The sequence below is a fragment of the Streptomyces sp. JH34 genome (assembly GCF_029428875.1).
GTDB lineage: Bacteria > Actinomycetota > Actinomycetes > Streptomycetales > Streptomycetaceae > Streptomyces.
The window spans coordinates 2109911-2136633 of the sequence record NZ_JAJSOO010000001.1 but is presented as its reverse complement, the minus strand read 5'-3'; the positions used below and the strand labels follow the sequence as shown (position 1 = coordinate 2136633).

The following is a 26723-nucleotide window of genomic DNA, read 5'->3' as shown; positions in this document are numbered from 1 at the left end:
CCGCCCCCCGACCGGCTCCCCCGCCGGCCGGGGGGCGGTTTCCATGGTCCGGCCGGCGGTCTCAGCCCTTGACGGTGAAACCCGCCCGCAGGAGGGTGTGGTCGTCCGAGGACGGGCCGACCAGCAGCTCGAAGGCGCCGGGCTCGACGATCCGCCGGCCCGCCGCGTCCACGAGGGTGCACTCCGAGACGGGCAGCTCCAGCAGCACCTCGCGCGCCTCGCCCGGGGCGAGCGTCACCTGGCGGTAGGCCTTGAGTTCCTTCTCGGCCCAGGTCACGGACGTCACGGTGTCGCTGACGTACACCTGCACGGTCTCCAGGGCCGGCCGGTCGCCCGTGTTGCGGACGGTGACGCGCGCCCGCAGCGTGTCGCTCTCACCGACGTCCGCCGTGAGCACCTCGAGACCGGAGTACGCGACGGTCGTGTAGCTCAGGCCCTCGCCGAACACGAAGGCCGGACGCTGGGTGAGGTCGGCGTACCGGGAGCCGTGCTGACCGCGGATCTGGTTGTAGTACGTCGGCTGCTGACCCGCGTGCCGGGCGAAGGAGACGGGCAGCCGGCCCGACGGCTCCACGAGACCCAGCAGGACCTCGGCCACCGCCCGGCCGCCCTGCATGCCCGGGTTGAAGGCGTGCACGACCGCGGCCGCGCCGAGGGCGGACGGCGGGAGCACCAGGGGCTTCGAGCTGATGACCACGACGACCAGCGGCTTGCCGGTCGCGGCGAGCGCGTCGAGCAGCGCGATCTGGTCGCCGACGAGCTCCAGGGTGGCGGTGGACTTCCCCTCGCCGATCAGTTCGATGCGGTCGCCGACCACGGCGACGACGTGATCGGCGGCCTCGGCCGCTGCGACGGCCTCGGCGATCAGGGTCTCGGAGGGCTCCGCGGGGACGACGACGTCCGGACGGGGCTGTCCGTCCGGGAAGAACGCCCCCTCGGGGTCGGGCCCCACGGAGAGGATCTCGGCCCCACGGGCGTAGGTGACGTCCCACCCGTCCGGGACGTGCTCGCGGAAGCCGTCGAGCACGGTACGGATCATGGCGCGGGGGTGACCGTCCGGCAGCCAGTCGGCCTGGCCGGAGGAACCCGCCCAGTCGCCCAGCTGGGTCTGCGCGTCGTCGGCGTTGGGTCCGACGACGGCGACCGTGCGCGGGGCCGTCCCCGGACCGGCGACGGCGCGTCCGTCCTGGCCGGCCACGAATCCGCCGGCCAGCGGAAGCGTGCCGTCGTTGGTCAGCAGGACCAGGGAGCGGCGGGCGGCCTCCAGGTTCAGCACGGTGTGTTCCGCGCTGCCGATGACCGCCGCCTGCCGGTCGGTGTCGGGGTGGCGGGGGTCCTCGAACAGTCCGAGCTCGAACTTGAGGGTCAGGACGCGCCGTACGGCCGCGTCGATCTCCGTCTCGTCCAGCGTGCCCTCGGCGACGGCGTTCTGCGCGCCCTCGAAGAACTGGGGGGTCGTCATCACCATGTCGTTGCCCGCCCGGACCGCCGCCGCGGCGGCCTGGGTGTGGTCGGCGTGGATCCGCTGTTCCCACACCATGCGGCCGACGTTGTCCCAGTCGGTGACCAGCGTGCCGGTGTAGCCCCACTCGCCGCGCAGCACCTCGTTGAGCAGCCAGTCGTTGACGGTGATCGGCACCCCATCCATCGACTGGTAGCCGAGCATGAACGTGCGGCAGCCCTCGCGGGCGACCCGTTCGAACGGGGGCAGGAACCAGGACCGCAGCTTGCGCCGGGAGATGTCGGCCTCGCTCGCGTCACGGCCGCCCTGCGTCTCGGAGTAGCCCGCGAAGTGCTTGGCGCACGCCAGCACCGCCGTCGGGTCGCCCAGACCGTCGCCCTGGTAGCCGCGGACCATCGCCGAGGCCAGTTCGCCGATCAGGAAGGGGTCCTCGCCGAACGTCTCGCTGACCCGGCCCCAGCGCAGGTCCCGGGTGATGCAGAGCACCGGCGAGAACGTCCAGTGGACGCCCGTCGCGGCGACCTCGACGGCGGTGGCCCTGGCGACGCGCTCCACGAGCTCCGGGTCCCAGGTCGCGGCCAGGCCGAGCTGCGTGGGGTAGATCGTGGCCCCCTCCCAGAAGGAGTGGCCGTGGATGCAGTCCTCCGCGACGAGCAGAGGGATGCGCAGCCGGGTCCGCTCCGTCAGCGCCGCCGCCTCCAGGACCCGCTCGGGGGAGGCGTGGAGGATCGAACCCGCGTGCAGGTCCTCGATGGCGTGGCGTACCCCGTCCTTCGCGTTCAGCTGGAGCATCTGACCGGTCTTCTCGGCCAGGGTCATGCGGCCGAGGAGGTCGCCGACCCGCTCGGGAACGGGGAGCGTGGGGTCGAGATAGGGCAGGGAGGGGGACACGGGAGGTCCTTTCGCGACACGGTTCGCCTTCACCATAGAGTCAATACCGACCACCTGGTAAGTATCTTCGGGAATTCGGAACGCCCGTGGAAAGGATCCCGGGGCGGAGCGGTCCGGTCCCCGTGGAACCGGTCCTCCGGCGGGCGGAGCCGCCGAGGGCGCCGTCCGTGGGGTCGCATGGGAACCTGACGCACCGAAGTGCCGGCCGGACCACGCCGGCGGACCGGGAGAGTGGCGAGTGACGGCCGAAGTGCCCCGTGGCTACGCGAAGGGCCGCGCCAAGCGGCGGGAGATCCTCGACCAGGCCATGGCCCTGTTCGGTGAGGCGGGCTACCGGGGCGCCTCGCTCAGGGTGATCGCGACCCGGTGCGGCATCTCCCACACCGGCCTGCTGCACCACTTCCCGACCAAGGAGGCGCTCCTGCTCGCGGTGCTCGAACACCGCGACGACGTGGACGACGAGTGGCTCTCCCTCGGCGGCACCACGGGCGTCGGACGGCTGAGACGGTTCGCCGAGCTGGCCGCGCTGAACTCCGCGCGGCGGGGGATCGTCGAACTTTTCTCGGTGGTCTCCGCCGAGGCGACGGCCGCCGACCACCCCGCCCACAAATACTTCGTGCGCCGCTACGAGAACTCGGTGGCGGGCGCCCGGCTCGCCTACGAACAGGCGCGCCTGGAGGGCGCGCTGCGGGCCGGCGTCGTTCCCGACGCCGCCGGCCCGCAGCTGATCGCCCTCATGGACGGGCTCCAGGTGCAGTGGCTGCTCAGCGACTGCACCACGGACATGGCCGGAGTCCTGCGCGCGCACATCGAGGCCCAGCTCACGGTCGGTCTCTGAGGCCCGATACCGGTTCCGCGGCACGGACCGTCCGCTCCGGCCGTCTCAGATAGTAGGAAGTCCGAGTATCTGTAGAGACAGACGGGCCGAGCTGTCCTAGCTTTGTAGGAGCCGAACGAATCGCTGATCCAGCGACCGGCGTGCGTGAGTGTGCCCGATGCAGGCAACCCCTGCGGCATTCGCTCCCCGCCCCTTCGGGCGCTTCGAAATCCCGATCCCGACGTCCACCGTGCGACGTCCTGATCCCGGAATCCACGCGATCTCAAGGAGTTGACCCCCCATGGCCCAGACCACTGTCCGCCGCGTCCGCCACACCCCCCGCTCCGCCGAGTCGGAGCGCAAGAACGCCGCCGCTGCCCTGCAGCGGGCTCTCGACCGCAGGGACAACGGCGGTTCCACGGGCCACTGAGGGTGCGGTCCCGCCTCATGGCGCCCGCCTCGTGCGGGGAGGCGTCCCGTCCGCATCGTGGACGCGGAATGTCATGGGGTGGGACGGAAGGCTAGGGTCCTGGTCATGTCTCGCAGCATCGATCTCGCAGTGATCCCCGGCGACGGTATCGGCCAGGAGGTCGTCACCCAGGGCCTCAAGGTTCTCAACGCTGTTCTCCCGCAGGATGTGAAGCTGGAGACCAAGGAGTACGACCTCGGAGCCCAGCGATGGCACCGCACCGGTGAAACCCTTCCCGACGCGGAGCTCGAGGCCCTCAAGGGGCACGACGCCATCCTGCTCGGCGCCATCGGCGACCCGTCCGTGCCGTCGGGCGTGCTGGAGCGGGGACTCCTGCTGAAGCTGCGTTTCGCCTTCGACCACTTCATCAACCTGCGGCCGTCGAAGCTCTTCCCGAACACCGCGACCCCGCTGGCCGGCCGCCCCGAGATCGACTTCGTCGTCGTCCGGGAGGGTACCGAGGGCCCGTACACGGGCAACGGCGGTTCCCTGCGCACGGGCACCGAGCACGAGGTCGCCACCGAGGTCAGCGTCAACACCGCCTACGGCGTCGAGCGTGTCGTGCGCGACGCCTTCGCGCGTGCCGCCGCCCGCCCGCGCAAGAAGCTGACGCTGGTCCACAAGAACAACGTCCTCGTGTACGCGGGCCACCTGTGGAAGAACACCTTCGACAAGGTCGCGGCCGAGTACCCCGAGGTCACCACCGACTACCTGCACGTCGACGCCGCGACGATCTTCTTCGTCACGCAGCCGGAGCGATTCGACGTCATCGTCACCGACAACCTCTTCGGCGACATCCTCACCGACCTCGCCGCGGCCGTGACCGGCGGCATCGGCCTGGCCGCGTCCGGCAACATCAACCCGACGGGTGCCTTCCCCTCCATGTTCGAGCCGGTGCACGGCACCGCGCCCGACATCGCGGGCCAGGGCAAGGCGGACCCGACCGCCACGATCCTGTCCGTCGCCCTCCTGCTGCGCCACCTCGGCTACGAGGCCGAGGCCGTGCGCATCGAGGAGGCGGTCTCCGCCGACCTCGCGGAGCGTGACGGCAAGCAGGCGCGCACCACCGACGAGATCGGCGACGCGCTCGCGGTACGCGTAGCGAGCTGACCCGACGTCTCCACTTCGAAGCCGCCGGGTCGCAACCGCACCCGGCGGCTTCTTCCTGCGGTCCCCGGGTGCCACCATCGACCTCTGGACCGCGTTCTCGCATCGCGCGAACGTCATCGTGTACGTCGCCGCAAACACGTCATTTCGTGCAGGGCCGCCCCCGGGAGATAATCGAACGCGGGACCGCGGCTCGCGGCGGAGCTCGGACGTCCTACTACCTGCCCGGTGAAGGCCGGGCGGGAGCGGGCGTGAGCGCGGTCCATCACACACAAGACCGGTGAAGGACACGCACTCATGACGACGCCCACGATCGAGCTCAAGCCCTCCTCCAGCCCGCTGTCCGACGCGGAGCGCGAGGCGATCCTGACCAGCCCCGGCTTCGGCCGCCACTTCACCGACCACATGGTGACCATCCGCTGGACCGAGGGCCGCGGCTGGCACGACGCCCAGCTCGTGCCCTACGGGCCGCTGTCGATGGACCCCGCGAACATGACGCTGCACTACGCGCAGGAGATCTTCGAGGGGCTCAAGGCGTACCGGCAGCCCGACGGCACGGTGGCCACCTTCCGTCCCGAGGTCAACGCCGTCCGCTTCCAGCGGTCCGCCGCCCGGCTCGCGATGCCGGCGCTGCCCGTCGAGACCTTCATCGAGGCGTGCGACGTCCTGGTCCAGCAGGACCAGGCCTGGGTCCCGGCCCACGGCGGCGAGGAGTCCCTCTACCTGCGTCCGTTCATGATCGCCGCCGAGGTGGGTCTCGGCGTCCGCCCGGCCAACGAGTACCTGTTCCTCGTCATCGCCTCCCCGGCCGGCGCCTACTTCCCCGGTGGGGTGAAGCCCGTCTCGATCTGGCTCTCCCAGGACCGGGTCCGCGCCGTCCCCGGCGGCATGGGCGACGCCAAGACCGGCGGCAACTACGCGGCCTCCCTCCTGGCCCAGGCCGAGGCCGCCTCACAGGGCTGCGACCAGGTCGCCTACCTCGACGCCGTCGAGCACAAGTGGGTCGAGGAGCTGGGCGGCATGAACCTGTACTTCGTGTACGGGCAGGAGGACGGCGGCAAGCGCATCGTCACGCCCTCCCTCACCGGCTCGCTGCTCGCCGGCGTCACCCGTGACTCCCTCCTCACCGTCGCACGCGACCTCGGTTACACCTCCGAGGAGGGCCGCGTCTCCATCGACCAGTGGCGCGCCGACACCGAGAACGGCACCCTCACCGAGGTCTTCGCCTGCGGCACCGCCGCCGTCATCACGCCCGTCGGCACCGTGAAGTCCGCGGACGGCGAGTGGACCCAGGGCGACGGCACGCCCGGCGAGGTCACGCTCAAGCTGCGTGAGCGCCTGCTGGACATCCAGCGCGGCATCGCCGAGGACACCCACGGCTGGATGCACCGGCTCGGCTAGTCCCGGCCCCCGGCAGTGAAGGCCGCGCCCCTGGACACCGTCGCCGGGGCGCGGTCCTCGTCGTCCCCGGCTCCGGTCCGAGTCCTGAGCACCTCTGCGGCGGTGGGGTGATCCTCTGCGCCTTCGACGACCCGAGGGCCGCGGGGAGCCGGCAGTCGTGTTCGACGACCTGTTCCCGGCCGCACGGTGACACCCGTCGACGCCCGTACGATCTTGCCGGCGGTGGAGGCATCCACTGCATCACGCAGCGACAGCCCAGGATCCGAGACCGTGCCCCGTACACCGCGCCGCCGCAACATCGCCCCGCCGCGGGAGGACGTCCTCGCCGCCGTCATGGCCACCGTCGCCGAGCGCGGACTCGACGGGCTCACGATGGCGGGGCTCGGCCGCGAGGTCGGGATGAGCAGCGGGCACCTCCTCTACTACTTCCGTACCAAGGACGAGCTGCTGCTGCAGACCTGGGAGTGGAGCGAGGCGCGGCTCGGCACCGAGCGCCGGGCCCTGCTCGCCGGGCCCGGCACCGCACGCGAGCGGCTCGACGCCTACATCGCGCTGTACGTCCCCGACGGTCACCACGACCCGCACTGGACGCTCTGGCTCGAGGTCTGGAACCGCTCGCAAGGGGCCGACGACGACGCCCGTGCCCGGCAGGCCGCCATCGAGGACGCCTGGCACCGCGATCTCACGGAGCTGCTGGCCGACGGCATCGCCCGCGGGGAGTTCCGGGCCGTCGAGGCGGGCCGGACCGCGACCCGGCTGCGGGCCCTGATGGACGGGTTCAGCGTGCACGTCACCGTCGGCATCCCCGGCACCGGGCGGGAGCAGGTGCTGGAGCAGCTGCGTACGTACGCGGACGAGACGCTCACGCCTCCCGGGGCCGGCACCCGTGCGACGCACGTCATGCCCGGATTCTGAGACGGGCCGGGACCCGGTGGCGCCGTTGTGCCAGACTGCTCGCGTGTCCTCGTCCGCCATGATTATCGGCAGCAGGCGCGCCGGTCCGCAGTGACCGTCCCGTATCACCACGTACGGAACGGACATCGTGCCCCAGACCCGCGCGCAGACCTCTCGCACCCGCGAGGGGTTTTTTCGTTTTCCGGCCCACACCACGGCCGGAGCGAGGCACGCGAGAGGATGGGGGCAAGTGGAGCCGATTCGTCCGGATCCGCTCACCCGACAGGAGTCAGATCAGCATGACCACCAAGGCCACGGCCCCCGACGACACCTTCCATGTGTTCGACACCACCCTGCGCGACGGTGCGCAGCGTGAAGGCATCAACCTGACGGTCGCGGACAAGCTGACCATTGCCCGGCATCTGGACGACTTCGGCGTGGGCTTCATCGAGGGCGGCTGGCCCGGCGCCAACCCCCGTGACACCGAGTTCTTCGCCCGTGCCCAGCAGGAGATCGACTTCGAGCACGCCCAGCTCGTCGCCTTCGGCGCCACCCGCAGGGCCGGCGGCAAGGCTTCCGAGGACCCGCAGGTCCAGGCGCTCCTGGACTCCGGGGCCCCGGTGATCACCCTGGTCGCCAAGTCGCACGACCGCCACGTCGAACTGGCCCTGCGCACCACCCTGGACGAGAACCTCGAGATGGTCCGCGACACCGTCGCCCACCTCCGGGAGCAGGGCCGCCGGGTCTTCGTCGACTGCGAGCACTTCTTCGACGGCTACCGCGCGAATCCGGAGTACGCCAAGGCGGTCGTGCGCACCGCCCACGAGGCCGGCGCCGACGTGGTCATCCTCTGCGACACCAACGGCGGGATGCTCCCCGCACAGGTGCAGGCCGTCGTCTCCACCGTCCTCGCCGACACCGGCGCCCGGATCGGCATCCACGCCCAGGACGACACGGGCTGCGCCGTCGCCAACACGCTTGCCGCCGTGGACGCGGGCGCCACCCATGTGCAGTGCACCGCCAACGGCTACGGCGAACGGGTCGGGAACGCGAACCTCTTCCCCGTCGTCGCCGCGCTGGAACTCAAGTACGGCAAGACGGTCCTGCACGAGGGCGCGCTCGCCGAGATGACCCGTGTCTCCCACGCCATCGCCGAGGTCGTCAACCTGACGCCGTCCACCCACCAGCCGTACGTCGGCGTCTCCGCCTTCGCCCACAAGGCCGGACTGCACGCCTCCGCGATCAAGGTCGACCCGGACCTCTACCAGCACATCGACCCGGAACGCGTGGGCAACACCATGCGGATGCTGGTGTCCGACATGGCCGGCCGCGCCTCCATCGAGCTCAAGGGCAAGGAGCTCGGCATCGACCTGGGTGACGACCGCGCGCTCGTCGGCCGGGTCGTCGCGCGGGTCAAGGAGCGCGAACTGAAGGGCTACACCTACGAGGCGGCCGACGCCTCCTTCGAACTGCTGCTGCGCGCCGAGGTCGAGGGCAGGCCCCGCCGCTACTTCCGCGTCGAGTCCTGGCGGGCCATCGTCGAGAACCGCCCCGACGGCACCCACGCCAACGAGGCGACCGTGAAGCTCTGGGCCAAGGGCGAGCGGATCGTCGCCACCGCCGAGGGCAACGGACCGGTCAACGCCCTGGACCGGGCCCTGCGCGTCGGTCTGGAGCGGATCTACCCGCAGCTCGCGAAGCTGGAGCTGGTCGACTACAAGGTCCGCATCCTGGAAGGCCGCACCGGTACCGAATCCACCACCCGGGTGCTGATCACCACGGGCGACGGATCCGGTGACTGGGCGACGGTCGGTGTGGCCGAGAACGTCATCGCCGCGTCCTGGCAGGCACTGGAGGACGCGTACACCTACGGCCTGCTGCGGGCCGGAGTCGAGCCCACCGACTGACGCGTGTCCGGCCGCCCACGCGTCCCGGGCCCTGCCGGACGCTTGGGCGGTGGTCCCCTCCCCGGCCGTCCCGAACGAGCCGGACAGGGAACCGTGCCGGCGGCCCGCGTCGAGCGCGGCCGGAGTTCACTCCGAAGCGATCGGTTATCGGTTACCGCAGCTGCCACTTCTGGTTGGCGGCACCGGTGCAGGTCCAGATCTGGACGCGGGCCCCGTCGGCCGTCGACCGGTCGGTCACGTCCAGGCACTTGTCCGCGGCCGTGTTCACGACGTCCCCCGTCGAAGAGTCGTACGTCCAGCGTTGTGCGCCCGAGCCGTTGCAGGTGTACAGCTGGACCTTTGCTCCGTCCGCCGTCGAACCCGATGTCACGTCCAGGCAGGCACCGAGCACCTTGACGGAGCCGTCGCCGGAGACCGTCCACCTCTGGTTGGCCGCGCCGGTGCAGTCCCAGATCTGTACCGGGGTGCCGTCGGAGCCGCTGCCGCCCGTGGCGTCGAGGCACTTGCCGCCGGATCCCACGAGGGCGCCGGTACTGCCCGAGGAGCCGGACTGGGTGCCCGACCAGGTGAACGTCGCCGAGGTGCGGCCCGGCAGCGAGTAGGTGAACCTCTGCCCGCCCCAGTTGACGGTGACCTGCTGGGACGAGGCCGCCCCGTTGTAGGCGATGAGGGCCTTCGAACCGTCGGGGTTGCGCCAGGCCACGTTGGGCACGGTGGAGCTCGCGGTGGAGGCGACGCGGGTGGCGCCCGGCCTGACGTACTTCGTCAGGTGACCCATCGTGTAGTACTCGATCGTGTAGTCGACCTGGCCGTGCCTGCTGTCCCCGTCGTGCACGGTGACCAGCCCGTCGCAGGTGCCGCAACCGCCGTTGTGGGGACCGCGGTTCTGGTCGACGGCGAGCGACCACTTGGTCACCGACTTCGCCCAGTTGCGGGTGTAGTCGATGATGTTCAGCATGTCCTCGCGCTGCTGGTCGGCGATCCACGTGCCGCCCGAGTGCTCGGTCTGGAAGGCGTCCAGCTGCGGGTACCGGTCGTGGACCGCCGTCTGCTTCGCGACGTCGCCGCCGTAGCCGTGCCAGGCGACCCCGCCGAAGTTCGGGTGGTCGCGTACGGCCGCGTCGTCGACGGTGGGGGCGGCGTAGGCGTCGTAGCTGTCCCAGTTCCAGTCGTGCGCCAGCACCTTGGTGGCCAGGCCCGCCGACCGGAGCTTCGGCAGCAGTTCGCTCTTGGTGAAGTAGGCGAGGCCGGAGCCGTTCCAGCTCATCGACGGGTAGCCGGAGCAGCAGGTGGGTTCGTTCTGCGCGGTGACGTAGTCGACCGGGACGCCCTGGTCCTTCCACGCCTGGAGGTACTTCACGAAGTAGTTCGCGTAGGCGCCGTAGTTCTCGGCCTTCAGCCAGCCGCCGTTCAGCTGCCCGCTGTCCTTCATCCAGGCCGGCGCCGTCCACGGGGAGGCGACCGTCGTCAGGGCCGGATTGAGCTGTCGGGCCTGCTTCGTGAGCGGCAGGACGTCCTGCAGATCGTGTGCGATCGAGAAGTTGGCGAGATCCGGATCCGTCTGCCCGGCCGGCATGTCGTCGTAGGTGTAACCGAAGCGCGCGAGGTCCGACCCGCCCATCGGATTGCGTACGAAGGACAGCCCGATGCCCTCCGTCGGCGAGAAGAGCTTCTTCATCGTCGCGTCGCGGGTCGCCTGGCTCAGCGCTCCGCTGCCCTTCATCAGCCAGGCCGCGGTGTCCGTGAACGAGGCGCCGCCGCCGGTGAAGGTCTGGTAGCGGGTGTTCTCGTCGACGGTGATGTTCGTGCCGGAACCGCCGTTGCCGGCCCCGAAGGCGATCGGTGTCTGGGCCTGGAGGCCACGGGTGACATGACGGCCGCCGGAGTCGTCCGTGGTGGTCAGCACGATGTTCACGGGCTCACCGGCGGCTTGCGCGGTGCCGGAGGAGAGCCCGGCCAGTCCCGCGGTCGCGAGCGCCGTCGCGACGAGGACTCTCGCCGTTCTGCTTGTCCGAATCATGGGCTGCTGCCTTTCTCGGCAGGGGCGTGGGGGAAGTGCCGTCGAACGACCCGTGAGTGAACTGCTCTTACGTGCCCACGTCAAGACTTCTGTTCGTTCAAGAGATGTACGAAAGGGCTTCCAGTCGTGCTTCGGTGATGGGTACGGACCAATCTCCGTGTGAAGTATTGACGCCTCTGTTCGGGCGCGGTTAACTCCAGCCGCAACGCCGGTACCGGTTCCGGTACCGGTTGCGGAACCGGTACCGAAGGCCGCCCCCGTCACCCTGTCCCGCCTTGTCCCTGGAGGCCCCGTTGCGTGTCACCATCGCCGATGTCGCCCGTGAGGCCGGCGTCAGCAAGACGACCGTGTCGCGGGTCATCAACTTCAAGGGCGAAGTGGACGGTCTCACGGCCGCCCGCGTTCGTGAAGTGATCGCACACCTCGGTTATGTGCCCAGCTCGGGCGCCGTCGGGCTGGCCCGCGGCAGCAGCCGCACGGTCGGGATGCTGGTGCCCTCGCTGACCTGGCCGTGGATGGGGGAGGTGCTCCAGGGGGTCGTCGACACCGTCGAGGCCGCGGACCACGGCCTGCTGCTCTTCACCTGCAACCGGGGTGCGGAGTCCGTCGAGCGCTTCACCACCCAGGTGTCGGCGCGCGCCTTCGACGGGCTCGTCGTCGTCGAACCGGAGAACACGCTCGACCACCTCACCGCGCTGCACCGGTCCGGTCTGCCGATCGTCCTGATCGACGACCGGGGCCACCACCCGGAGTTCCCCTCCGTCGTGACCACCAACCACGAGGGAGGCGCGTCCGCCGCCCGCCATCTGCGGGCCGCCGGGCGCACCAGACCCCTGGTCGTCACCGGCCCCGAGCACTTCGGCTGCGTGCGCGACCGGCTCGCGGGCTTCCGTTCGGTCCTGCCCACCGAACTGGTCGTGGACGGGGACTTCACCGAACGCGGGGGCCGTCTCGCCGTCGAGCGACTCCTCGCACAGGGGGTGGAGTTCGACTCCGTGTTCGCCCACAACGACATCAGCGCGGCCGGAGTGCTGCGCGCCCTGAGGGCCGCCGGCCGCCGCGTGCCCGACGACGTCGCCGTGGTCGGCTTCGACGACATCCCGATGGCCGAACACACCGAGCCGCCGCTGACCACCGTGCACCAGCCCACGCGCCAGATGGGCGAGGCGGCCGCCCGCCTGCTGCTCTCCCGTCTCGGCGGAACCGCCGTGCCGGACGGACCCCTCGTGCTGCCCACCGAACTGGTCGTGCGCCACTCGGCGCCCTAAGGGACCCGGCCCCGCCGGTCACCCGTCCGCATCCCCGAACCGCCGCACCCGCACCACCCGTACCGCCCGCACCCGGCGCGTCGAGCGCTGCCACCACCGGATCCCCAGACCCGCAGTCCTCCTGGAGTCGCCATGTCCGTACGTCGCCGTCACACTCTGAGAGCGCTCTCAGTCGCCACTGCCGTGGTCGCGCTCGCCGCCGGCTGCTCGTCCGCCAACTCGGGCGCCAACAAGGGGGGAGGCGCGGGCGCCGCAGGCGTGCTGACCCTCGGCAAGCCGGACGGGCCGCAGACGAACAACAGCAACCCGTTCCTCGCGACCTCGGCGGGCGCCACGCTCGGCTACCGCTTCATGATCTACGAGCCGCTGGCGATGACGAACCAGATCCGCCCCACCGACAAGGCGGACCCGTGGCTGGCCACCGCCTGGGACTGGGAGTCCAACTTCACCAAGCTCACCTTCACGCTCGACAAGCGGGCCAAGTGGGCCGACGGCAAGCCGCTGACCGCGGCGGACGTCGCCTTCACCTTCGAACTGCTCAAGAAGCACCCGGCGCTCAACGGCAACGGCATCCCGTACGACGGCATCACGGTCGAGGGCGAGAAGGTCGTCCTGACCTTCAAGGAGTCGCAGTTCGTCAACCAGAACAAGATCATCACGACCTACGTCGTGCCCAAGCACATCTGGGAGAAGGTCGAGAACCCGGAGACCTGGCCCAACCGCACCCCGGTCGGCTCCGGTCCGTACAAGCTGAAGACCTTCACCCCGCAGACGACCACCCTGACCGCCACGCCCACCTACTGGAAGGGCGAGACCAAGGTCAAGGAGCTGCGCTACACCGCGTACAACGACAACAGCGCGGCGACCACGGCCCTGGCGAGCGGGAAGCTCGAGTGGTCGTTCGTCTTCATGCCGAACTACAAGCAGCTGTACATCGCCAAGGACGCCAAGAACCACAAGCTGTGGTTCCCCTCCGGCCTCGGCATCCACGGCCTCTGGTTCAACACCGCCCGCAAGCCGTTCGACAACCCGGCCCTGCGCAAGGCGATGGCCATGGTCGTCGACCGCAAGGCGATCCACGTGCAGGCCCAGGCCACGCTCTACCCGGAGATCAGCAACCCGACCGGCATCCCGCTGCCCGCCGGTGCGCCCTTCCTCGCGCCGGAGTACAAGAACGCCACCACGAAGCCCGATGTGGACGGCGCCAAGGCCCTCCTCATGGACGCCGGGTTCAAGCTCAGCGGCGGCGTCCTCAAGGACCCCAGCGGCAAGCCGGTCGAGCTGACCTTCACCGACCCGGCCGGCTGGAACGACTACATCACCGGACTGTCCATCATCAAGGACAACATCAAGCAGATCGGCATCGCGGCCAAGGTCAAGACGCAGACCGCCGAGGCCTGGGGCACCGACGTGGCCACCGGCAACTTCGACGCCACCCTGCACTGGACCAACAGCGGCGCCACGCCCTACGACATGTACCAGAACATCATGGACGGGGCGATCCTCCAGCCGGTCGGCAAGACCTCCCAGCTCGGCAACTTCGGCCGCTTCAAGAGCCCCGAGGCCACCGCCGCGCTCAAGGAGTACGCCAACGCCACCGACGACGCCGCACGCACCAAGGCGATGAACACGCTTCAGAAGATCATGGTCGAGCAGGCGCCGGTCATCCCGACGGCCGCGGCCCCGATCGGTGCCGAGTACTCCACGAAGAACTGGGTGGGCTGGCCCACCGAGCAGGACCCGTACGCAGCCCCGCAGCACACCCAGCCCGACGCGCTGGAAGTCGTGCTGAACCTCGAGCCCGCCAAGTAAGTACGGGGAAGAACCGGCCATGACCACCGAACCGTCCGCAGACGAGCGCACCGGAACCGATGTGGTGCTCGAAGCACGCGGAGTCACCAAGCACTTCCCCGTGCGGCGCACCGCCGGCGACCTCGTCGCCCGCAGACACCGCACCGTCCACGCCGTCGACGACGTCTCGCTGGAGCTCCGGCGCGGCACCGTCACGGCCCTGGTGGGGGAGTCGGGCTCCGGGAAGTCCACCGTCGCACGGCTGCTCGCCCAGCTGTACCCGCTCACCGCGGGCGAGGTCCGCCTGGGCGGCACGGCGGTGAAGGCCGGACGTGGCCGGTCCTTCCGTACCTACGTCAAGCAGGTCCAGCTGATCTTCCAGGACCCGTTCGCCTCGCTCAACCCGGTGCACACCGTGCGCTACCACCTGACCCGCGCCCTCAAGATCCACGGCCGGGCGGGGAGCGGGGACGCGGAACTGGAGACGAACCTGGCCGCCCTGCTGGAACGCGTCCAGCTGACTCCTCCTCATCAGTTCCTGGACAAGTTCCCGCACGAGCTGTCGGGAGGGCAGCGCCAGCGCGTCGCGATAGCGCGCGCGCTCGGCGCCGACCCCCAGGTCCTGCTGGCCGACGAGCCGGTCTCGATGCTCGACGTGTCGATCCGGCTCGGCGTCCTCAACCTGCTCCGCGACCTCAAGGAGCGGCTGCGCCTCGCGATCCTCTACATCACCCACGACATCGCGTCCGCACGCTACTTCGCCGACACCACCCTGGTGATGTACGCCGGCCGCATCGTCGAGGGCGGGGACAGCGAGACGGTCACGCAGAGCCCCGCGCACCCCTACACCCAGCTGCTCATCGCCTCCGCACCCGACCCGGACCGGGTCGCGGACGAGGCCGACCAGGAGGAGACCGGGAGCGGCGAGCCGCCTTCCCTGATCAGCCCGCCGGCCGGGTGCCGCTTCCACCCCCGCTGTCCCAAGGCCATGGAGCGCTGCCGTACCGAACTCCCGCCGCGCTTCGACCTGGCCGACGGCCAGTGGGCGGCCTGCTGGCTGTACGACGGTGCGACCGCCCCGGCCGCCGCGCCGGCGAAGGAGGCGGCGAAGTGAAGTACGTCCTCCAGCGCCTCGCCTTCTACGCGGTCACCGCGTGGGCCGCGATCACCATCAACTTCCTGATCCCCCGCCTGATGCCGGGCGATCCCGTCGAGGCCCTGATGAGCCGTTACCAGGGCCAGCTCGACACCTCCGCGATCGCCTCCCTGAAGGCGCTGTTCGGGCTCGACGAGAAGCAGTCGCTCTGGTCGCAGTACACCGACTACTGGGGGCACCTGCTCGACGGCGACCTCGGGCTCTCGTTCACCTTCTTCCCGACCCCGGTCGGCGAGGTCATCTCCCAGGCACTGCCCTGGACGCTGGCCCTCGTCGGCATCACCACGCTCATCAGCTTCCTGCTCGGCACCGGCATCGGCGTCTACAGCGGCTGGCGGCGCGGCTCCTGGCTGGACGGGCTGCTGCCCGTCACCACCTTCATCTCGTCCGTCCCCTACTTCTGGCTCGGCCTCATCGCCATCGCCGTGTTCGCGGTGAAGTGGCCGCTGTTCCCCTTCGAGGGCGGCTACGACAACTCCCTCGTCCCGGCCTTCGACTGGCCGTTCATCTCCAGCGCCCTCTACCACGGGGTGCTGCCCGGGGTGACGATCGTGCTCAGCGCCGTCGCCGGCTGGATCCTCGGCATGCGCAACATGATGGTGACCGTCTCCTCCGAGGACTACGTCATGGTGGCGCAGGCCAAGGGGCTCTCCGAGCGGAGGGTGATGTTCGCGTACGCCGCCCGCAACGCGGTCCTGCCCAACATCTCGGCCTTCGCGCTCTCCCTGGGCTTCATCGTGAGCGGCACCCTGCTCGTCGAGATGGTCTTCAACTACCCCGGGATCGGCTTCCAGCTCCTGCAGGCCGTCGGGGCGAAGGACTACCCCCTGATGCAGGGCGTCTTCCTGATCATCACGCTCTCGGTGCTCGCCGCGAACCTGCTGGCCGACATGGCCTACGCCCTCCTCGACCCCCGCACCCGTAAGGAGGCATGACGAGCATGGCCGTCACTGCCACCGACGTAGCCGTACTGGACGACGTCCCCGCCCCCGCCGCGGCCGGCCGGGCCAGGTTCCGCTTCCTGCGCGGCGGGAAGACCCGCGCCGGGCTGCTGATCCTCGCGTTCTTCGCCCTCATCGCCGTCATCGGGCCCTGGATCGCCCCGTACGACCCCGACGCGATGAGCGACCAGCTGCTCCAGCCGCCCTCCGCCGCCCACTGGTTCGGCACCACCCACACCGGGCAGGACGTGCTCTCCCAGATCCTGGTCGGCACCCGGGGCGTGCTCCTGGTCGGCTTCATCGCCGGGTTCCTGGCGACGGTGCTGTCCGTGCTCATCGGGGTCAGCGCCGGATTCCTCGGCGGAGCAGCCGACGAGATCCTGTCGATGTTCTCGAACGTCTTCCTGGTCATCCCCGGGCTGCCGCTGATCATCATCATCGCCAGCTTCGTCGAGAACACCACGGACCTGGTGATCGCCTCCGTCATCGCCCTCACCTCCTGGGCCTGGGGCTCACGCGTCCTGCGCGCCCAGACCCTGTCGCTCAGGCGCCGCGACTACGTGGAGGCCGCCCGTGCCACCGGTGAGTCGACCTGGCGGATCATCCTCTTCGAGGTGATGCCCAACCTCACCGCCGTCATCGCGTCCGGCTTCGTCGGCACCGTCATCTTCGCGATCCTCTCGGAGATCACCCTCGCCTTCATCGGCGTCGCCGACATCTCGCACTGGAACTGGGGCACCGTCCTCTTCTGGGCCCAGTCCAACCAGGCACTGGCCCAGGGCGCCTGGTGGTGGTTCGTCCCCGCCGGCCTGTGCATCGCGCTCCTGGGAACCGCCCTGGCGCTCATCAACTTCGGCATCGACGAGTTCGTCAACCCGAGGCTGCGCACCGCGACCGGCTCCTCGCGGAAGGTCCGGATGCGGGTCGGCTTCACCCCCGTGGCCCGTACGGGCACGCCCACGTCGCCCGCAGACCCCGGCACGCGCAGCAAGGAGCAGTCCGCATGACCGCCGAGCCGATCCTCACCATCAGCGGCCTGAACGTCGACTACGGCACCGGCACGAGCGGCGTCCGCGCGCTGCGGGACGTCGACCTCACCCTGCACCGGGGTGAGGTCCTCGGCCTGGCGGGCGAGTCGGGATCGGGTAAATCCACGCTGGCCTACGCCGTCACCCGGCTGCTCTCCCCGCCCGGGGTGATCACCGGCGGTGACGTCCACTACCACCGGCCGGGTGCCGGGCCCGTCGACATCCTCTCCCTCACCCCGGACGAACTGCGCGCCTTCCGCTGGCAGGAGCTTTCCATCGTGTTCCAGGGGGCCATGAACTCCCTCAACCCGGTGCACACCGTCCACAGCCAGCTCACCGACGTGCTCAGGGCGCACCGCCCCGACATGCGCAAGGCCGCGCGGACGGCCCGTGCCGAGGAACTGCTCGGCCTGGTCGGCATCTCCGCCGACCGGCTCGCCTCCTACCCGCACCAGCTCTCCGGCGGGATGCGCCAGCGGGTGATGATCGCCATGGCGCTCGCGCTGGAGCCCGAGATCGTCATCATGGACGAACCCACCACAGCGCTCGACGTGGTGATGCAACGTCAGATTCTGCGCAAGCTCGTCGAGCTCAGGGAACGGCTCTCCTTCTCGGTCGTGTTCATCACCCACGACATCTCCCTGCTGATCGAGTTCTCCGACCGCATCGCGATCATGTACGGCGGCCGGATCGTGGAGCAGGCGGGCGCGGCCGAGATCTACGACGACCCGCGGCACCCCTACAGCGCCGGGCTGCTGCACTCGTTCCCCGCGCTGCACGGCCCCCGGCGCGAACTCACCGGCATCCCCGGATCACCCCCGCACCTGTCCGCGATGCCCGCCGGCTGCGCCTTCCATCCCCGCTGCGGCAAGGCCTTCGAGCCCTGCTCCGAGCGGATCCCGGTCCTCGCCGCACCGGACGCGGGCCAGGGCCGCGAGGTCGCCTGCTGGCTGCACCACTGACCGGCCGCCGGCCGCCCGTCACACCCCACAGCACACAGGAGTTACGGAGACCCATGAACCTCGTCACGCCCCGCAGCAGCCTGCAGCCCGCCGCCGTCCAGGGACTCCCTGCCGACTTCCGCTGGGGCGTCGCGACCTCCTCCTACCAGATCGAGGGCGCCGCCTCGGAGGACGGCCGTACCCCGTCGATCTGGGACACCTTCTGCCGTGTGCCCGGCGCCGTGCACCACGCCGAGCACGGCGACGTCGCGTGCGACCACTACCACCGGATGCCCGAGGACGTGGAGCTGATCGCGGGCCTCGGAGTGGACACCTACCGCTTCTCGCTCGCCTGGCCGCGCATCCAGCCGGGCGGCCGGGGCCCCGCCAACGCCAAGGGCCTCGACTTCTACAAGCGGCTGGTCGACGAGCTCCAGGGGCGGGGCGTCACTCCCTGGATCACCCTCTACCACTGGGACCTGCCGCAGGAGCTGGAGGACGCGGGCGGCTGGCCGGCCCGGGACACCGCCCTGCGGTTCGCGGAGTACGCCATGCTCGCCTACGAGGCGCTCGGCGACCGCGTCGAGCACTGGACGACCCTCAACGAGCCGTGGTGCTCGGCGATGCTCGGCTACGCCTACGGCGCGCACGCCCCCGGCCGCACCGACATGGGCGACGCGATGGGCGCCGTCCACCACCTGCTCCTGGGCCACGGACTGGCCGCCAGGCGGATGCGCGGGGCGGCGGGGAGCAACCCGCTGGAACTCGGCATCACCCTCAACCTCGGCACCGCCACCCCGGAGACCGGCAGCGAGGCCGACCGGGAGGCCTGCCGACGCGCCGACGGCATGGGCACCCGCCTCTACCTCGACCCGCTCGTCCACGGCCGCTACCCCGAGGACGTCGTCGAGGACCTCGCGGCCCAGGGCATCGAACTGCCCGTCCGGGACGGCGATCTGGAGGCCGTCTCGGCGCCCCTCGACGTCCTCGGCGTCAACTTCTACCGCGGCGCCCTGTTCTCGGGAGTCACCGAGGACGGATCGCCGACCGACGCCGACGGCCTCCCCGTCGTACGCGGCGTGGAGCGCGATCTTCCCCGGACCGCCATGGACTGGGAGATCACCCCCACCGAGCTCACCGACCTGCTGCTTCGGCTCCAGCGCGACTACGCGCTGCCGACCGTGATCACGGAGAACGGGGCCGCCTTCGACGACACCGTCGCCGCCGACGGGTCCGTCCCCGACACCGACCGGACCGCCTATCTCGCCGACCACATCGAGGCCGTGGCCGAGGCCCGCCGGCAGGGAGCCGACGTCCGGGGCTACTTCGCCTGGTCGCTCATGGACAACTTCGAGTGGGCCTACGGCTACGACAAGAGGTTCGGCATCGTCCGCGTCGACTACGACACCCAGCTGCGGACGCTCAAGGACAGCGCCAAGTGGTTCCGCGACACGATCCAGCTCACCCGGAACGCCCGTACCGACTGACGCCCCGCGTCGATCCGTCACCGGAGCAGAGAAGAGCCGCAGATGACCCGTACACCGCACCACCGCTCACGTCACCGCGCGAGACCGGCCACGGCCGCGCTCGCCGCCGCCACCGTCCTCGCGTCGCTGCTCGCCGGGGCCGTCCCCAGCGCTGCGGCCGGCGCGGAGGACCCCGCACCGGTCCTCGTCGACCGCTTCGAGGGCGAGGTCCCCTTCGGCAACCCGCCCGCCGACTCCCTGTTCACCTGGGGCGGTGACGCGGACGACCACCCCGCCCTGACGTTCGAGGAGCGCGCCGACGCCCCCGAGGGCGACAAGGTGCTCCAGGGCACCTACGACATCAGCGCCTGGGGCGGGCTCAGCCATGAGTTCGCCGTCGACCAGCCCCCGAAGGACTGGACCGCCCACAAGGGCATCCGCTTCTGGTGGTACGGGCAGAACACCGCTCCCCTGCCGCCCGGTTCGGGCAAGCGGATCAACTTCGAGATCAAGGACGGCGGAGCCAACGGCGGCGCCTCCGAGCTGTGGACCACCTCCTTCACCGACGACTGGGAGGGCTGGCACCAGATCGAGATCCCCTTCGCGGACTTCGTCTACCGGGCCGACTACCAGCCCGTCGGCGGCATCGACCAGGTCCTCGGCCTGAACGAGATGTGGGGCTACGCCCTCACCCTCCCGACCGGCGCCCCCGGCTCCTTCGCCATGGACGCGGTCGAGCTGTACGGGAAGGCCGACCCGGCCCTGAAGTCGAGCGTCGTCGTCGACTCCGCCGTGCACCCGGTCGAGGAGGGCGGCACGGCGGACATCAGGATCTCCGTCGCCACCACCGGCTCCGTCCCCACCGAGGAGTCCGTCACGGTCGCCTACACGACCAAGGGCGGCACCGCCGCGGCCGGCGAGGACTACACCCCGGTCACCGGCACCCACACCTTCCCCGCGGGCACCGCCTCCGGCACCACGCACACCGTCACCGTGGCCACCACGAAGGACAAGGGCGCCGAGAGCGCGGAGACGATCCCGCTGGAGCTCACCGTCACCGGCGCCAAGGCGCCCAAGGAGAACCCGCAGGTCGTCATCGACGCCCACGGGCTGCCCTACCAGAACGCGAAGCTCCCGGTGAAGAAGCGCGTCGCCGACCTGTTGTCGCGGATGTCCCCGGCCGAGAAGGCCGGCCAGATGACCCAGGCCGAGCGCAACGCGCTGAAGGCACAGGGCGACATCGCCGCCTACGACCTCGGCTCGCTGCTCTCGGGCGGCGGCTCCGTGCCCACCCCGAACACGGCGGCGGCCTGGGCGAAGATGGTCGACGCCTACCAGCTGCGCGCGCAGGCCACCCGCTTCCAGATCCCGCTGATCTACGGCGTGGACGCGGTGCACGGCCACAACAACGTCATCGGCTCGACGATCATGCCGCACAACATCGGCATCGGCGCGGGCCGCGACCCGAAGCTCGCGGAGAGGACCGGCGCCGTCACCGCGAACGAGGTGCGCGCCACCGGCATCCCGTGGGACTTCGCCCCCTGCGTGTGCGTCACCCGCGACGAGCGCTGGGGCCGGTCCTACGAGGCCTACGGCGAGGACCCCGCCCTGGTCGAGGCCATGGAGACGGTCATCACCGGCATGCAGGGCAGCCCGTCGGGCAAGGACCTCGCCCGCAACGACAAGGTGCTGGCCAGCGCCAAGCACTTCGTCGGTGACGGCGGCACGGAGTTCGGCTCCTCCACCACCGGCTCGTACACCATCGACCAGGGCGTCACGAAGGTCACCCGGCAGGAGCTGGAAGCCGTCCACCTCTCGCCGTTCGCCGAGTCGGTGAAGCGGGGCGTCGGCACGGTCATGCCGTCCTACTCCTCGCTGGACATCATCGGCGACGACGCCGGGCCGGTGAAGATGCACGCCAACGCCGAGATGATCAACGGCGTGCTCAAGGACCGGATGGGCTTCGAGGGCTTCGTCATCAGCGACTGGCAGGCCATCGACCAGATCCCCGGTGACTACGCGAGCGACGTCCGCACCTCGGTCAACGCCGGACTGGACATGATCATGGTCCCGACCGCGTACCAGGACTTCACGAGGACGCTCCAGGACGAGGTCGCCGCCGGCCGGATCAGCCAGGCCCGCATCGACGACGCCGTCGCGCGGATCCTCACCCAGAAGTTCCGCCTCGGGCTCTTCGAGAAGCCGTACGCCGACACCTCGAACCTGGACGAGGTCGGCTCGGCGCAGCACCGCGCGGTCGCCCGTGAGGCGGCCGCCAAGTCCCAGGTCCTCCTGAAGAACGACGGCTCGGTGCTCCCGCTGAAGCCGTCGCAGAAGGTCTACGTCGCCGGTTCCAACGCCGACGACCTCGGCAACCAGGCCGGTGGCTGGACCATCAGCTGGCAGGGCGCCTCCGGTGCCACCACCACCGGCACGACGATCCTGAAGGGCATCGAGAAGAACACCTCGTCCGCCACCTTCTCCAAGGACGCCTCCGCCCCGACCGCGGGCTACGACGTCGGAGTCGTGGTCGTCGGTGAGAAGCCGTACGCCGAGGGCATCGGAGACGTCGGCAACGGGCACGACCTGGAGCTCACCGATGCCGACAAGGCGGCCGTCGACACGGTCTGCGCCGCGATGAGGTGCGCGGTCCTCGTCGTCTCCGGCCGTCCCCAGCTCGTCGGGGACCGCCTCGGCGACATCGACGCCCTGGTCGCCTCCTGGCTGCCGGGCACCGAGGGCGACGGCGTCGCCGACGTCCTCTACGGCAAGCGGGCCTTCACCGGGCAGCTCCCGGTGACCTGGCCGAAGTCCGAGTCGCAGCTGCCGGTCAACGTCGGCGACGCGACGTACGACCCGCAGTTCCCCTACGGCTGGGGACTGACCACCCTGCGCAAGGCCCCCACGGGCGGCGAGGCCACGCTCACCGCTCTCGCCGTCGCCGCGCAGCTCGCCGAGCGGGCGGGCCTCGGGAGGACCGCGGCGGGCAAGGAGATCGTGGACCGGGCCAGGCTCCTGGTCCAGCAGCGGACCGGTGGAAAGCTGACCGCGGCGGTGTCCAAGCCGTTCGCCGAGGCCGACCATCTGCTGCTCACCGGTGATCTGACCGGTGCGGTGGCGAAGCTGCGCACGGCGTACCGCGCCGTGTAAATGCGGAAACCGAACCCGGGCGGGCGACGCACTTGTCGCCCGCCCGGGTTACTTTCGGAGTATGCGCAAGAGGCTGTTCGCACCCCTGTGGGCCTGCCTGCTGCTGATACTTTCGGCGGCCGTGCTGGCGATGACCCCCGCTGCCCAGGCCGCCCCCTCGACGATCGGCGACGCGGCGAGCGCCCTGCGACAGGGCCCCGTGTACGTCGACCCGGCGGCGGCCGGCCAGCTCTCGGCGTCCCAGGAGGCCGCCCTGGAGAAGAAGATCAAGGACGCCGACAAACCGGTCTTCGTGGCCGTGCTCCCCGCGACGTCCCAGTACCCGCCGGAGAACCTCCTGCAGAACCTCCGCACCGACACCGGTGTCACCGGCGTCTACGCGGTGCGGCTCGGCGACGGCTTCGACGCGGGCGCCGACCCGCAGGTGATGCCGGTACGGGCCGTCGACAACCTCGTCACCGCCGTGAAGGCGCCCGGCACGGACACGAACGCCGCGACCCAGCTCAACGCCTTCGTCGACCGGGCCGTCGAGCAGGCCAAGGGAAGCGCTCCGGCCTCCTGGTCCGGCGACAGCGGCGGTGCCGGCTCCGCGGGCGGAGCCCCGGTCACCGGTCTGGTCGTCCTCGGAGGCCTGGTCCTGCTGGGCGGAGGCACCGCGTTCGCGGTCGCCCGCCGCAACAGGAGGCGCACGGAGGAGGAGGAACAGGCCGCCCTGGAGAAGCTCCGGGTCGTCGTGGACGAGGACATCACCGCCTACGGCGAGACCCTGGACCGACTGGACTTCCATCCGGGCGAGAAGGGCGCCGACGACGCGATGCGCATCGACTACGAGCGCGCGCTCGACTCCTACGAGGACGCCAAATCGCGCATGGGGAACGCCCATCACCCCTCCGACGTACGCGGGGTCACCCAGGCCCTGGAGGACGGCCGGTTCTCCCTCGCCGTCCTGGAGGCCCGCCGCAGGGGCCGCGCGCTCCCGGCGCGCCGCCCGCCCTGCTTCTTCGACCCTCGCCACGGCCCCTCGGTGGCGGACGTCCGGTGGACGCCGTCCGGCGGGGCGGCCCGTGAGGTCCCCGTCTGCGGCGCCGACGAGGTCCGGCTGCGCGAGGGCGAGGACCCCATGAGCCGCACGGTCGACGTCGGCGACGGGCGACGGCGGCCCTACTGGGAGGCGGGCCCGGCGTACGGCCCCTGGGCCGGCGGTTACTTCGGCGGCGGCCTGCTCCCGGGCCTGCTGGTCGGCACCATGCTCGGCTCGATGCTCTCCACCCCGGCGTACGCCGCGGAGTACGGCGGCGGTGACTTCGGCGGGGGCGGAGGCGGCGACTGGGGCGGCGGTGACGTCTCGGGCTCCGACTTCGACTCCTCCGGCTTCGGCGGAGGCGGGTTCGGCGACGGCGGAGGGTTCGGCGGCGGTGGCTTCGGGGGCGGCGGAGACTTCGGCGGAGGCGGGTTCTAGCCGGTCAGGCCGTCCCCTCCGCGCCCTCCCACCTCTCCGGCGCCCACATCCCCGAGCGCTTGAGCGACGCCGGGCAGTGCAGGTAGATCTCGTCGATGTCCACGACCAGCGCGAGGTCGGGGCGCCGGCCCTTCACCGTCATCTCGTCGAAGACGGGGGCGTCCGTGAGGACACGGGCCCGCCCGTTGATCCGCAGGACGGTCATCGCGCCGGGTATCAGGTACAGCAGGCCGACGTGCGGGTTGGCCAGGATGTTGTGGAAGCTGTCGCCGCGCCGGTTGCCCGGCAGGTCGGGCATCACGAGGGTCCGGGAGTCCAGTACCCGGGTGAAGCCCGGCTCGCCGCCGCGCGGGGAGGTGTCGCAGTTGCCGTCGGCGTCGGACGTGGAGACGGCGCAGAACGGCGCCCGGGCCAGCAGGTCCAGGTCGTCCTCGGTGAGTTCGTCGTGGACCTTGTCGATGACGAGAGGCCACGGCGTTCCGAGGATCTCGCGCAGCTGCTCCGCGTCCCGCAGGGGCACGGCCCCGGCCAGGGGGTCGCCGGCGGGGGAGGGCGCGGCGGCGGGGACTGCCACGGGCGCGGCGTTCGACAAGGGGTTCTCCGTACCTCACGGGGCACTGCAGCGGATCGCTGACCTGGCACTGTTAGGCCAACCTTACTTATCCTCGCCGGTGCGCCCCGTCCCCGGGGGCGACAAGCAGGGGTGGGGAACGGTGCACGGCTCTTCGCGGAGAAGACGGAGAAGGCGGAGTAGGCCGCGCCGCCACCTCATCGAACCCGTGCTCCCGGTTTGCACGGGCCCGATGAGGTGACAGGCTTTGTATGGTGAACCGTGACCGGGTGGAGAAGGAACTCCTGCACGGCCTGACCGTCGACACCAGCAGGCCGGAGCAGCCGATCCTGCTGGACGAAGAAGGCAGGCCGATCAAGACCTGGCGTGAGAACTACCCGTACGACCGCAAGATCCGCCGCAGAGAGTACGAGCGGATCAAGCGCATCCTGCAGATCGAGATGCTGAAACTGCAGCGGTGGACGAAGGACACCGGCGCCCGGATCGTCGTGGTCTGCGAGGGGCGTGACGCGGCCGGCAAGGGCGGCACGATCCAGCGCTTCACCGAGCGCCTCAATCCCCGTGGGGCACGCATCGTGGCCCTGGACAAGCCCACGGACCGTGAGCGGGGCCAGTGGTACTTCCAGCGCTATGTCGCCCATCTGCCGGCACCAGGCGAGATCGTGTTCTTCGACCGGTCCTGGTACAACCGCGCCGGAGTCGAGCGGGTCATGGGCTTCTGCACCCCGCCCGAGTACGAACTGTTCCTGCGGCAGTGCCCGGACTTCGAGCGGATGCTCGTCGACGACGGGATCATCGTGGTCAAGTTCTGGTTCTCCGTCTCCCGCGCCGAACAGCGCACGCGTTTCGCCATACGCCAGGTCGACCCGGTGCGCCAGTGGAAGCTCTCGCCCACGGACATCGACTCCCTCGACCGCTGGGACGACTACACGACGGCGAAGATCCGCATGTTCCGCGCCACCGACACCGGTCACGCGCCCTGGACCGTCGTGAAGAGCAACGACAAGCGCAGGGCCCGCCTCGAGGCGATGCGCAGCCTGCTCGCGGGCATCGAGTACGCGGCGAAGGACACCGATGCCGTCGGTGAACCGGACCGCCTCATCGTGGGCGCCGCCGCCACCCTGCTGGAGCCGGGGGAGGAGGACGCCGCCCTCTCGCCCACCCGCTTCGCGTCGAACCCGGGCGGGCCGGGGGAACACCCGTAGGCCCGTGCGGACTCCCTCAGCCGCGTGTGGCGGTGACGTCGCCGTTGACGCTGCCGAGCCTCATGGTGTGCCGTGCCCCCTCCGCGTCGGTGGGGACGCCGACCGAGGTCCGGCCGTTCCGTGTGGTGGCGGTGACGTCGTAGGCGGGTGCGCCGGGAGGAAGGTCCACACGCACCGAACCGTTCTCGGTCGTGGCGGTCAGGCGCGCGGGTGAGGCCGCGCTGCCCAGTGTCACGTCGCCGTTGACCGTCTCGGCGTGCAACGTCCCGGAACGCAGGCCGTTCGCGCGGACGGAGCCGTTGCGGGTGACGAGCCGGACGGTGGCGTCGTCCCCGCCGGACCGGGCGACCGTGACGTCGCCGGTGACGGTGGTCAGGTCCAGTTCCGCCGGCAGGCCGGTCACCTCGATGCCCGCGTTCCGTGCGGTGACGGCGACGGAGACGCCGGCCGGGACGTCCACCACCGGCATGCGGGGGCACCGCTCGCCGTGGTCCCCGCAGGACAGGTCGAGCGCCCAGGTGTCCTCGCGGTGCGACCAGCGGCTCGTGACCCGCGGATCGACGACGGCCCGGCCGTCGTCGGACGGCCGCAGCCGCACGCCTTCCCCGGTGGTGATCACCAGGTGCTGCCCGCGGGCCATCTCCGGCACTGTCGGACCGAGGCGCCCGCCGGAGTCCCCGCCACCGCACGCCGCGACGAGGGGAGCGGCCAGCAGCAGCGCGACCAGGTGACGTCCGTGCGTGCGGGTTCTGGAACTCATACCTCTTCGCCTTCCCGAA

Annotated in this window: 20 protein-coding genes; 16 read left to right on the top strand and 4 right to left on the bottom strand. The window is 70.7% G+C overall.

Annotation, left to right across the window (positions count from 1 at the left end; all coding sequences use genetic code 11):
* Positions 1 to 61: 61 nt before the first annotated feature.
* Positions 62 to 2353, bottom strand: coding sequence for an exo-beta-d-1,3/1,6-glucosidase (locus LWJ43_RS09200; RefSeq protein ID WP_277331799.1), 2292 nt, complete (start codon positions 2351 to 2353; stop codon positions 62 to 64).
* A gap of 238 nt (positions 2354 to 2591) precedes the next feature.
* On the opposite strand from LWJ43_RS09200, the gene LWJ43_RS09195 reads away from it, so the two are divergent.
* From LWJ43_RS09195 to cimA, 6 genes are all read left to right on the top strand, one after another.
* The gene (locus LWJ43_RS09195) at positions 2592 to 3191 is read left to right on the top strand and encodes a TetR/AcrR family transcriptional regulator (RefSeq protein ID WP_277331798.1); all 600 of its coding nucleotides are present in this window, start codon (positions 2592 to 2594) and stop codon (positions 3189 to 3191) included.
* Positions 3192 to 3471: 280 nt separating this feature from the next.
* Positions 3472 to 3600, top strand: a complete 129-nt coding sequence (locus LWJ43_RS09190; protein WP_277331797.1) for a hypothetical protein — start codon at positions 3472 to 3474, stop codon at positions 3598 to 3600.
* A gap of 105 nt (positions 3601 to 3705) precedes the next feature.
* Positions 3706 to 4749 carry a 3-isopropylmalate dehydrogenase gene (locus tag LWJ43_RS09185; protein ID WP_277331796.1) on the top strand — a complete coding sequence of 348 codons (1044 nt, stop codon included), beginning with the start codon at positions 3706 to 3708 and terminating at the stop codon, positions 4747 to 4749.
* A gap of 294 nt (positions 4750 to 5043) precedes the next feature.
* On the top strand, positions 5044 to 6147 hold the full coding sequence (locus tag LWJ43_RS09180) for a branched-chain amino acid aminotransferase (RefSeq protein ID WP_277331795.1): 1104 nt from the start codon (positions 5044 to 5046) through the stop codon (positions 6145 to 6147).
* Between the two features lie 270 nt (positions 6148 to 6417).
* A complete protein-coding gene (locus LWJ43_RS09175) occupies positions 6418 to 7062 on the top strand; it encodes a TetR/AcrR family transcriptional regulator (protein WP_277331794.1) in 645 nt (214 codons plus the stop codon).
* Positions 7063 to 7340: 278 nt separating this feature from the next.
* Positions 7341 to 8948 carry a citramalate synthase gene (gene cimA, locus LWJ43_RS09170; protein WP_277331793.1) on the top strand — a complete coding sequence of 536 codons (1608 nt, stop codon included), beginning with the start codon at positions 7341 to 7343 and terminating at the stop codon, positions 8946 to 8948.
* Positions 8949 to 9099: 151 nt separating this feature from the next.
* Here the strand turns inward: cimA and LWJ43_RS09165 are convergent, their stop codons facing one another.
* Complete coding sequence (locus tag LWJ43_RS09165) at positions 9100 to 10968, bottom strand: lectin (RefSeq protein WP_277331792.1); 1869 nt, start codon at positions 10966 to 10968, stop codon at positions 9100 to 9102.
* Between the two features lie 293 nt (positions 10969 to 11261).
* On the opposite strand from LWJ43_RS09165, the gene LWJ43_RS09160 reads away from it, so the two are divergent.
* The 9 genes from LWJ43_RS09160 to LWJ43_RS09120 all read left to right on the top strand — a co-directional run bounded on the left by LWJ43_RS09160 (position 11262) and on the right by LWJ43_RS09120 (position 24168).
* On the top strand, positions 11262 to 12236 hold the full coding sequence (locus LWJ43_RS09160) for a LacI family DNA-binding transcriptional regulator (protein ID WP_277335844.1): 975 nt from the start codon (positions 11262 to 11264) through the stop codon (positions 12234 to 12236).
* Between the two features lie 132 nt (positions 12237 to 12368).
* Positions 12369 to 14048: an ABC transporter substrate-binding protein gene (locus LWJ43_RS09155; protein WP_277331791.1), complete on the top strand. Its 1680-nt coding sequence runs from the start codon at positions 12369 to 12371 to the stop codon at positions 14046 to 14048.
* 19 nt (positions 14049 to 14067) lie between these two features.
* Complete coding sequence (locus LWJ43_RS09150) at positions 14068 to 15141, top strand: ABC transporter ATP-binding protein (RefSeq protein WP_277331790.1); 1074 nt, start codon at positions 14068 to 14070, stop codon at positions 15139 to 15141.
* Positions 15138 to 16118, top strand: a complete 981-nt coding sequence (locus LWJ43_RS09145; protein ID WP_277331789.1) for an ABC transporter permease — start codon at positions 15138 to 15140, stop codon at positions 16116 to 16118. Before LWJ43_RS09150 ends, LWJ43_RS09145 begins: the two co-directional genes overlap by 4 nt.
* Positions 16119 to 16123: 5 nt before the next feature.
* Entirely contained in the window at positions 16124 to 17131 is a 1008-nt protein-coding gene (locus LWJ43_RS09140; protein ID WP_277331788.1) for an ABC transporter permease, read from the top strand.
* Positions 17128 to 18114 carry an ABC transporter ATP-binding protein gene (locus LWJ43_RS09135; RefSeq protein WP_277331787.1) on the top strand — a complete coding sequence of 329 codons (987 nt, stop codon included), beginning with the start codon at positions 17128 to 17130 and terminating at the stop codon, positions 18112 to 18114. Before LWJ43_RS09140 ends, LWJ43_RS09135 begins: the two co-directional genes overlap by 4 nt.
* Positions 18115 to 18167: 53 nt before the next feature.
* Entirely contained in the window at positions 18168 to 19580 is a 1413-nt protein-coding gene (locus LWJ43_RS09130; RefSeq protein ID WP_277331786.1) for a GH1 family beta-glucosidase, read from the top strand.
* Between the two features lie 42 nt (positions 19581 to 19622).
* Positions 19623 to 22709: a glycoside hydrolase family 3 N-terminal domain-containing protein gene (locus LWJ43_RS09125; protein ID WP_277331785.1), complete on the top strand. Its 3087-nt coding sequence runs from the start codon at positions 19623 to 19625 to the stop codon at positions 22707 to 22709.
* Between the two features lie 61 nt (positions 22710 to 22770).
* The gene (locus LWJ43_RS09120; protein WP_277331784.1) at positions 22771 to 24168 is read left to right on the top strand and encodes a hypothetical protein; all 1398 of its coding nucleotides are present in this window, start codon (positions 22771 to 22773) and stop codon (positions 24166 to 24168) included.
* A 4-nt stretch (positions 24169 to 24172) separates the two neighbouring features.
* Here the strand turns inward: LWJ43_RS09120 and LWJ43_RS09115 are convergent, their stop codons facing one another.
* Positions 24173 to 24760, bottom strand: coding sequence for an MSMEG_1061 family FMN-dependent PPOX-type flavoprotein (locus LWJ43_RS09115; protein WP_277331783.1), 588 nt, complete (start codon positions 24758 to 24760; stop codon positions 24173 to 24175).
* Positions 24761 to 24990: 230 nt separating this feature from the next.
* On the opposite strand from LWJ43_RS09115, the gene ppk2 reads away from it, so the two are divergent.
* Complete coding sequence (ppk2, locus tag LWJ43_RS09110; protein ID WP_277331782.1) at positions 24991 to 25944, top strand: polyphosphate kinase 2; 954 nt, start codon at positions 24991 to 24993, stop codon at positions 25942 to 25944.
* 16 nt (positions 25945 to 25960) lie between these two features.
* Here ppk2 and LWJ43_RS09105 read toward each other — a convergent pair whose 3' ends face one another.
* Positions 25961 to 26704 carry a DUF4097 family beta strand repeat-containing protein gene (locus tag LWJ43_RS09105; protein ID WP_277331781.1) on the bottom strand — a complete coding sequence of 248 codons (744 nt, stop codon included), beginning with the start codon at positions 26702 to 26704 and terminating at the stop codon, positions 25961 to 25963.
* Positions 26705 to 26723: the final 19 nt, after the last annotated feature.

Coding starts and splice junctions, on each gene's coding strand:
- LWJ43_RS09190 (WP_277331797.1), top strand. CDS start 3,472: ATGGCCCAGACCACTGTCCGCCGCGTCCGCCACACCCCCCGCTCCGCC.
- LWJ43_RS09185 (WP_277331796.1), top strand. CDS start 3,706: ATGTCTCGCAGCATCGATCTCGCAGTGATCCCCGGCGACGGTATCGGC.
- LWJ43_RS09180 (WP_277331795.1), top strand. CDS start 5,044: ATGACGACGCCCACGATCGAGCTCAAGCCCTCCTCCAGCCCGCTGTCC.
- cimA (WP_277331793.1), top strand. CDS start 7,341: ATGACCACCAAGGCCACGGCCCCCGACGACACCTTCCATGTGTTCGAC.
- LWJ43_RS09165 (WP_277331792.1), bottom strand. CDS start 10,968: ATGATTCGGACAAGCAGAACGGCGAGAGTCCTCGTCGCGACGGCGCTC.
- LWJ43_RS09155 (WP_277331791.1), top strand. CDS start 12,369: ATGTCCGTACGTCGCCGTCACACTCTGAGAGCGCTCTCAGTCGCCACT.
- LWJ43_RS09150 (WP_277331790.1), top strand. CDS start 14,068: ATGACCACCGAACCGTCCGCAGACGAGCGCACCGGAACCGATGTGGTG.
- LWJ43_RS09140 (WP_277331788.1), top strand. CDS start 16,124: ATGGCCGTCACTGCCACCGACGTAGCCGTACTGGACGACGTCCCCGCC.
- LWJ43_RS09135 (WP_277331787.1), top strand. CDS start 17,128: ATGACCGCCGAGCCGATCCTCACCATCAGCGGCCTGAACGTCGACTAC.
- LWJ43_RS09130 (WP_277331786.1), top strand. CDS start 18,168: ATGAACCTCGTCACGCCCCGCAGCAGCCTGCAGCCCGCCGCCGTCCAG.
- LWJ43_RS09125 (WP_277331785.1), top strand. CDS start 19,623: ATGACCCGTACACCGCACCACCGCTCACGTCACCGCGCGAGACCGGCC.
- LWJ43_RS09120 (WP_277331784.1), top strand. CDS start 22,771: ATGCGCAAGAGGCTGTTCGCACCCCTGTGGGCCTGCCTGCTGCTGATA.
- ppk2 (WP_277331782.1), top strand. CDS start 24,991: ATGGTGAACCGTGACCGGGTGGAGAAGGAACTCCTGCACGGCCTGACC.
- LWJ43_RS09105 (WP_277331781.1), bottom strand. CDS start 26,704: ATGAGTTCCAGAACCCGCACGCACGGACGTCACCTGGTCGCGCTGCTG.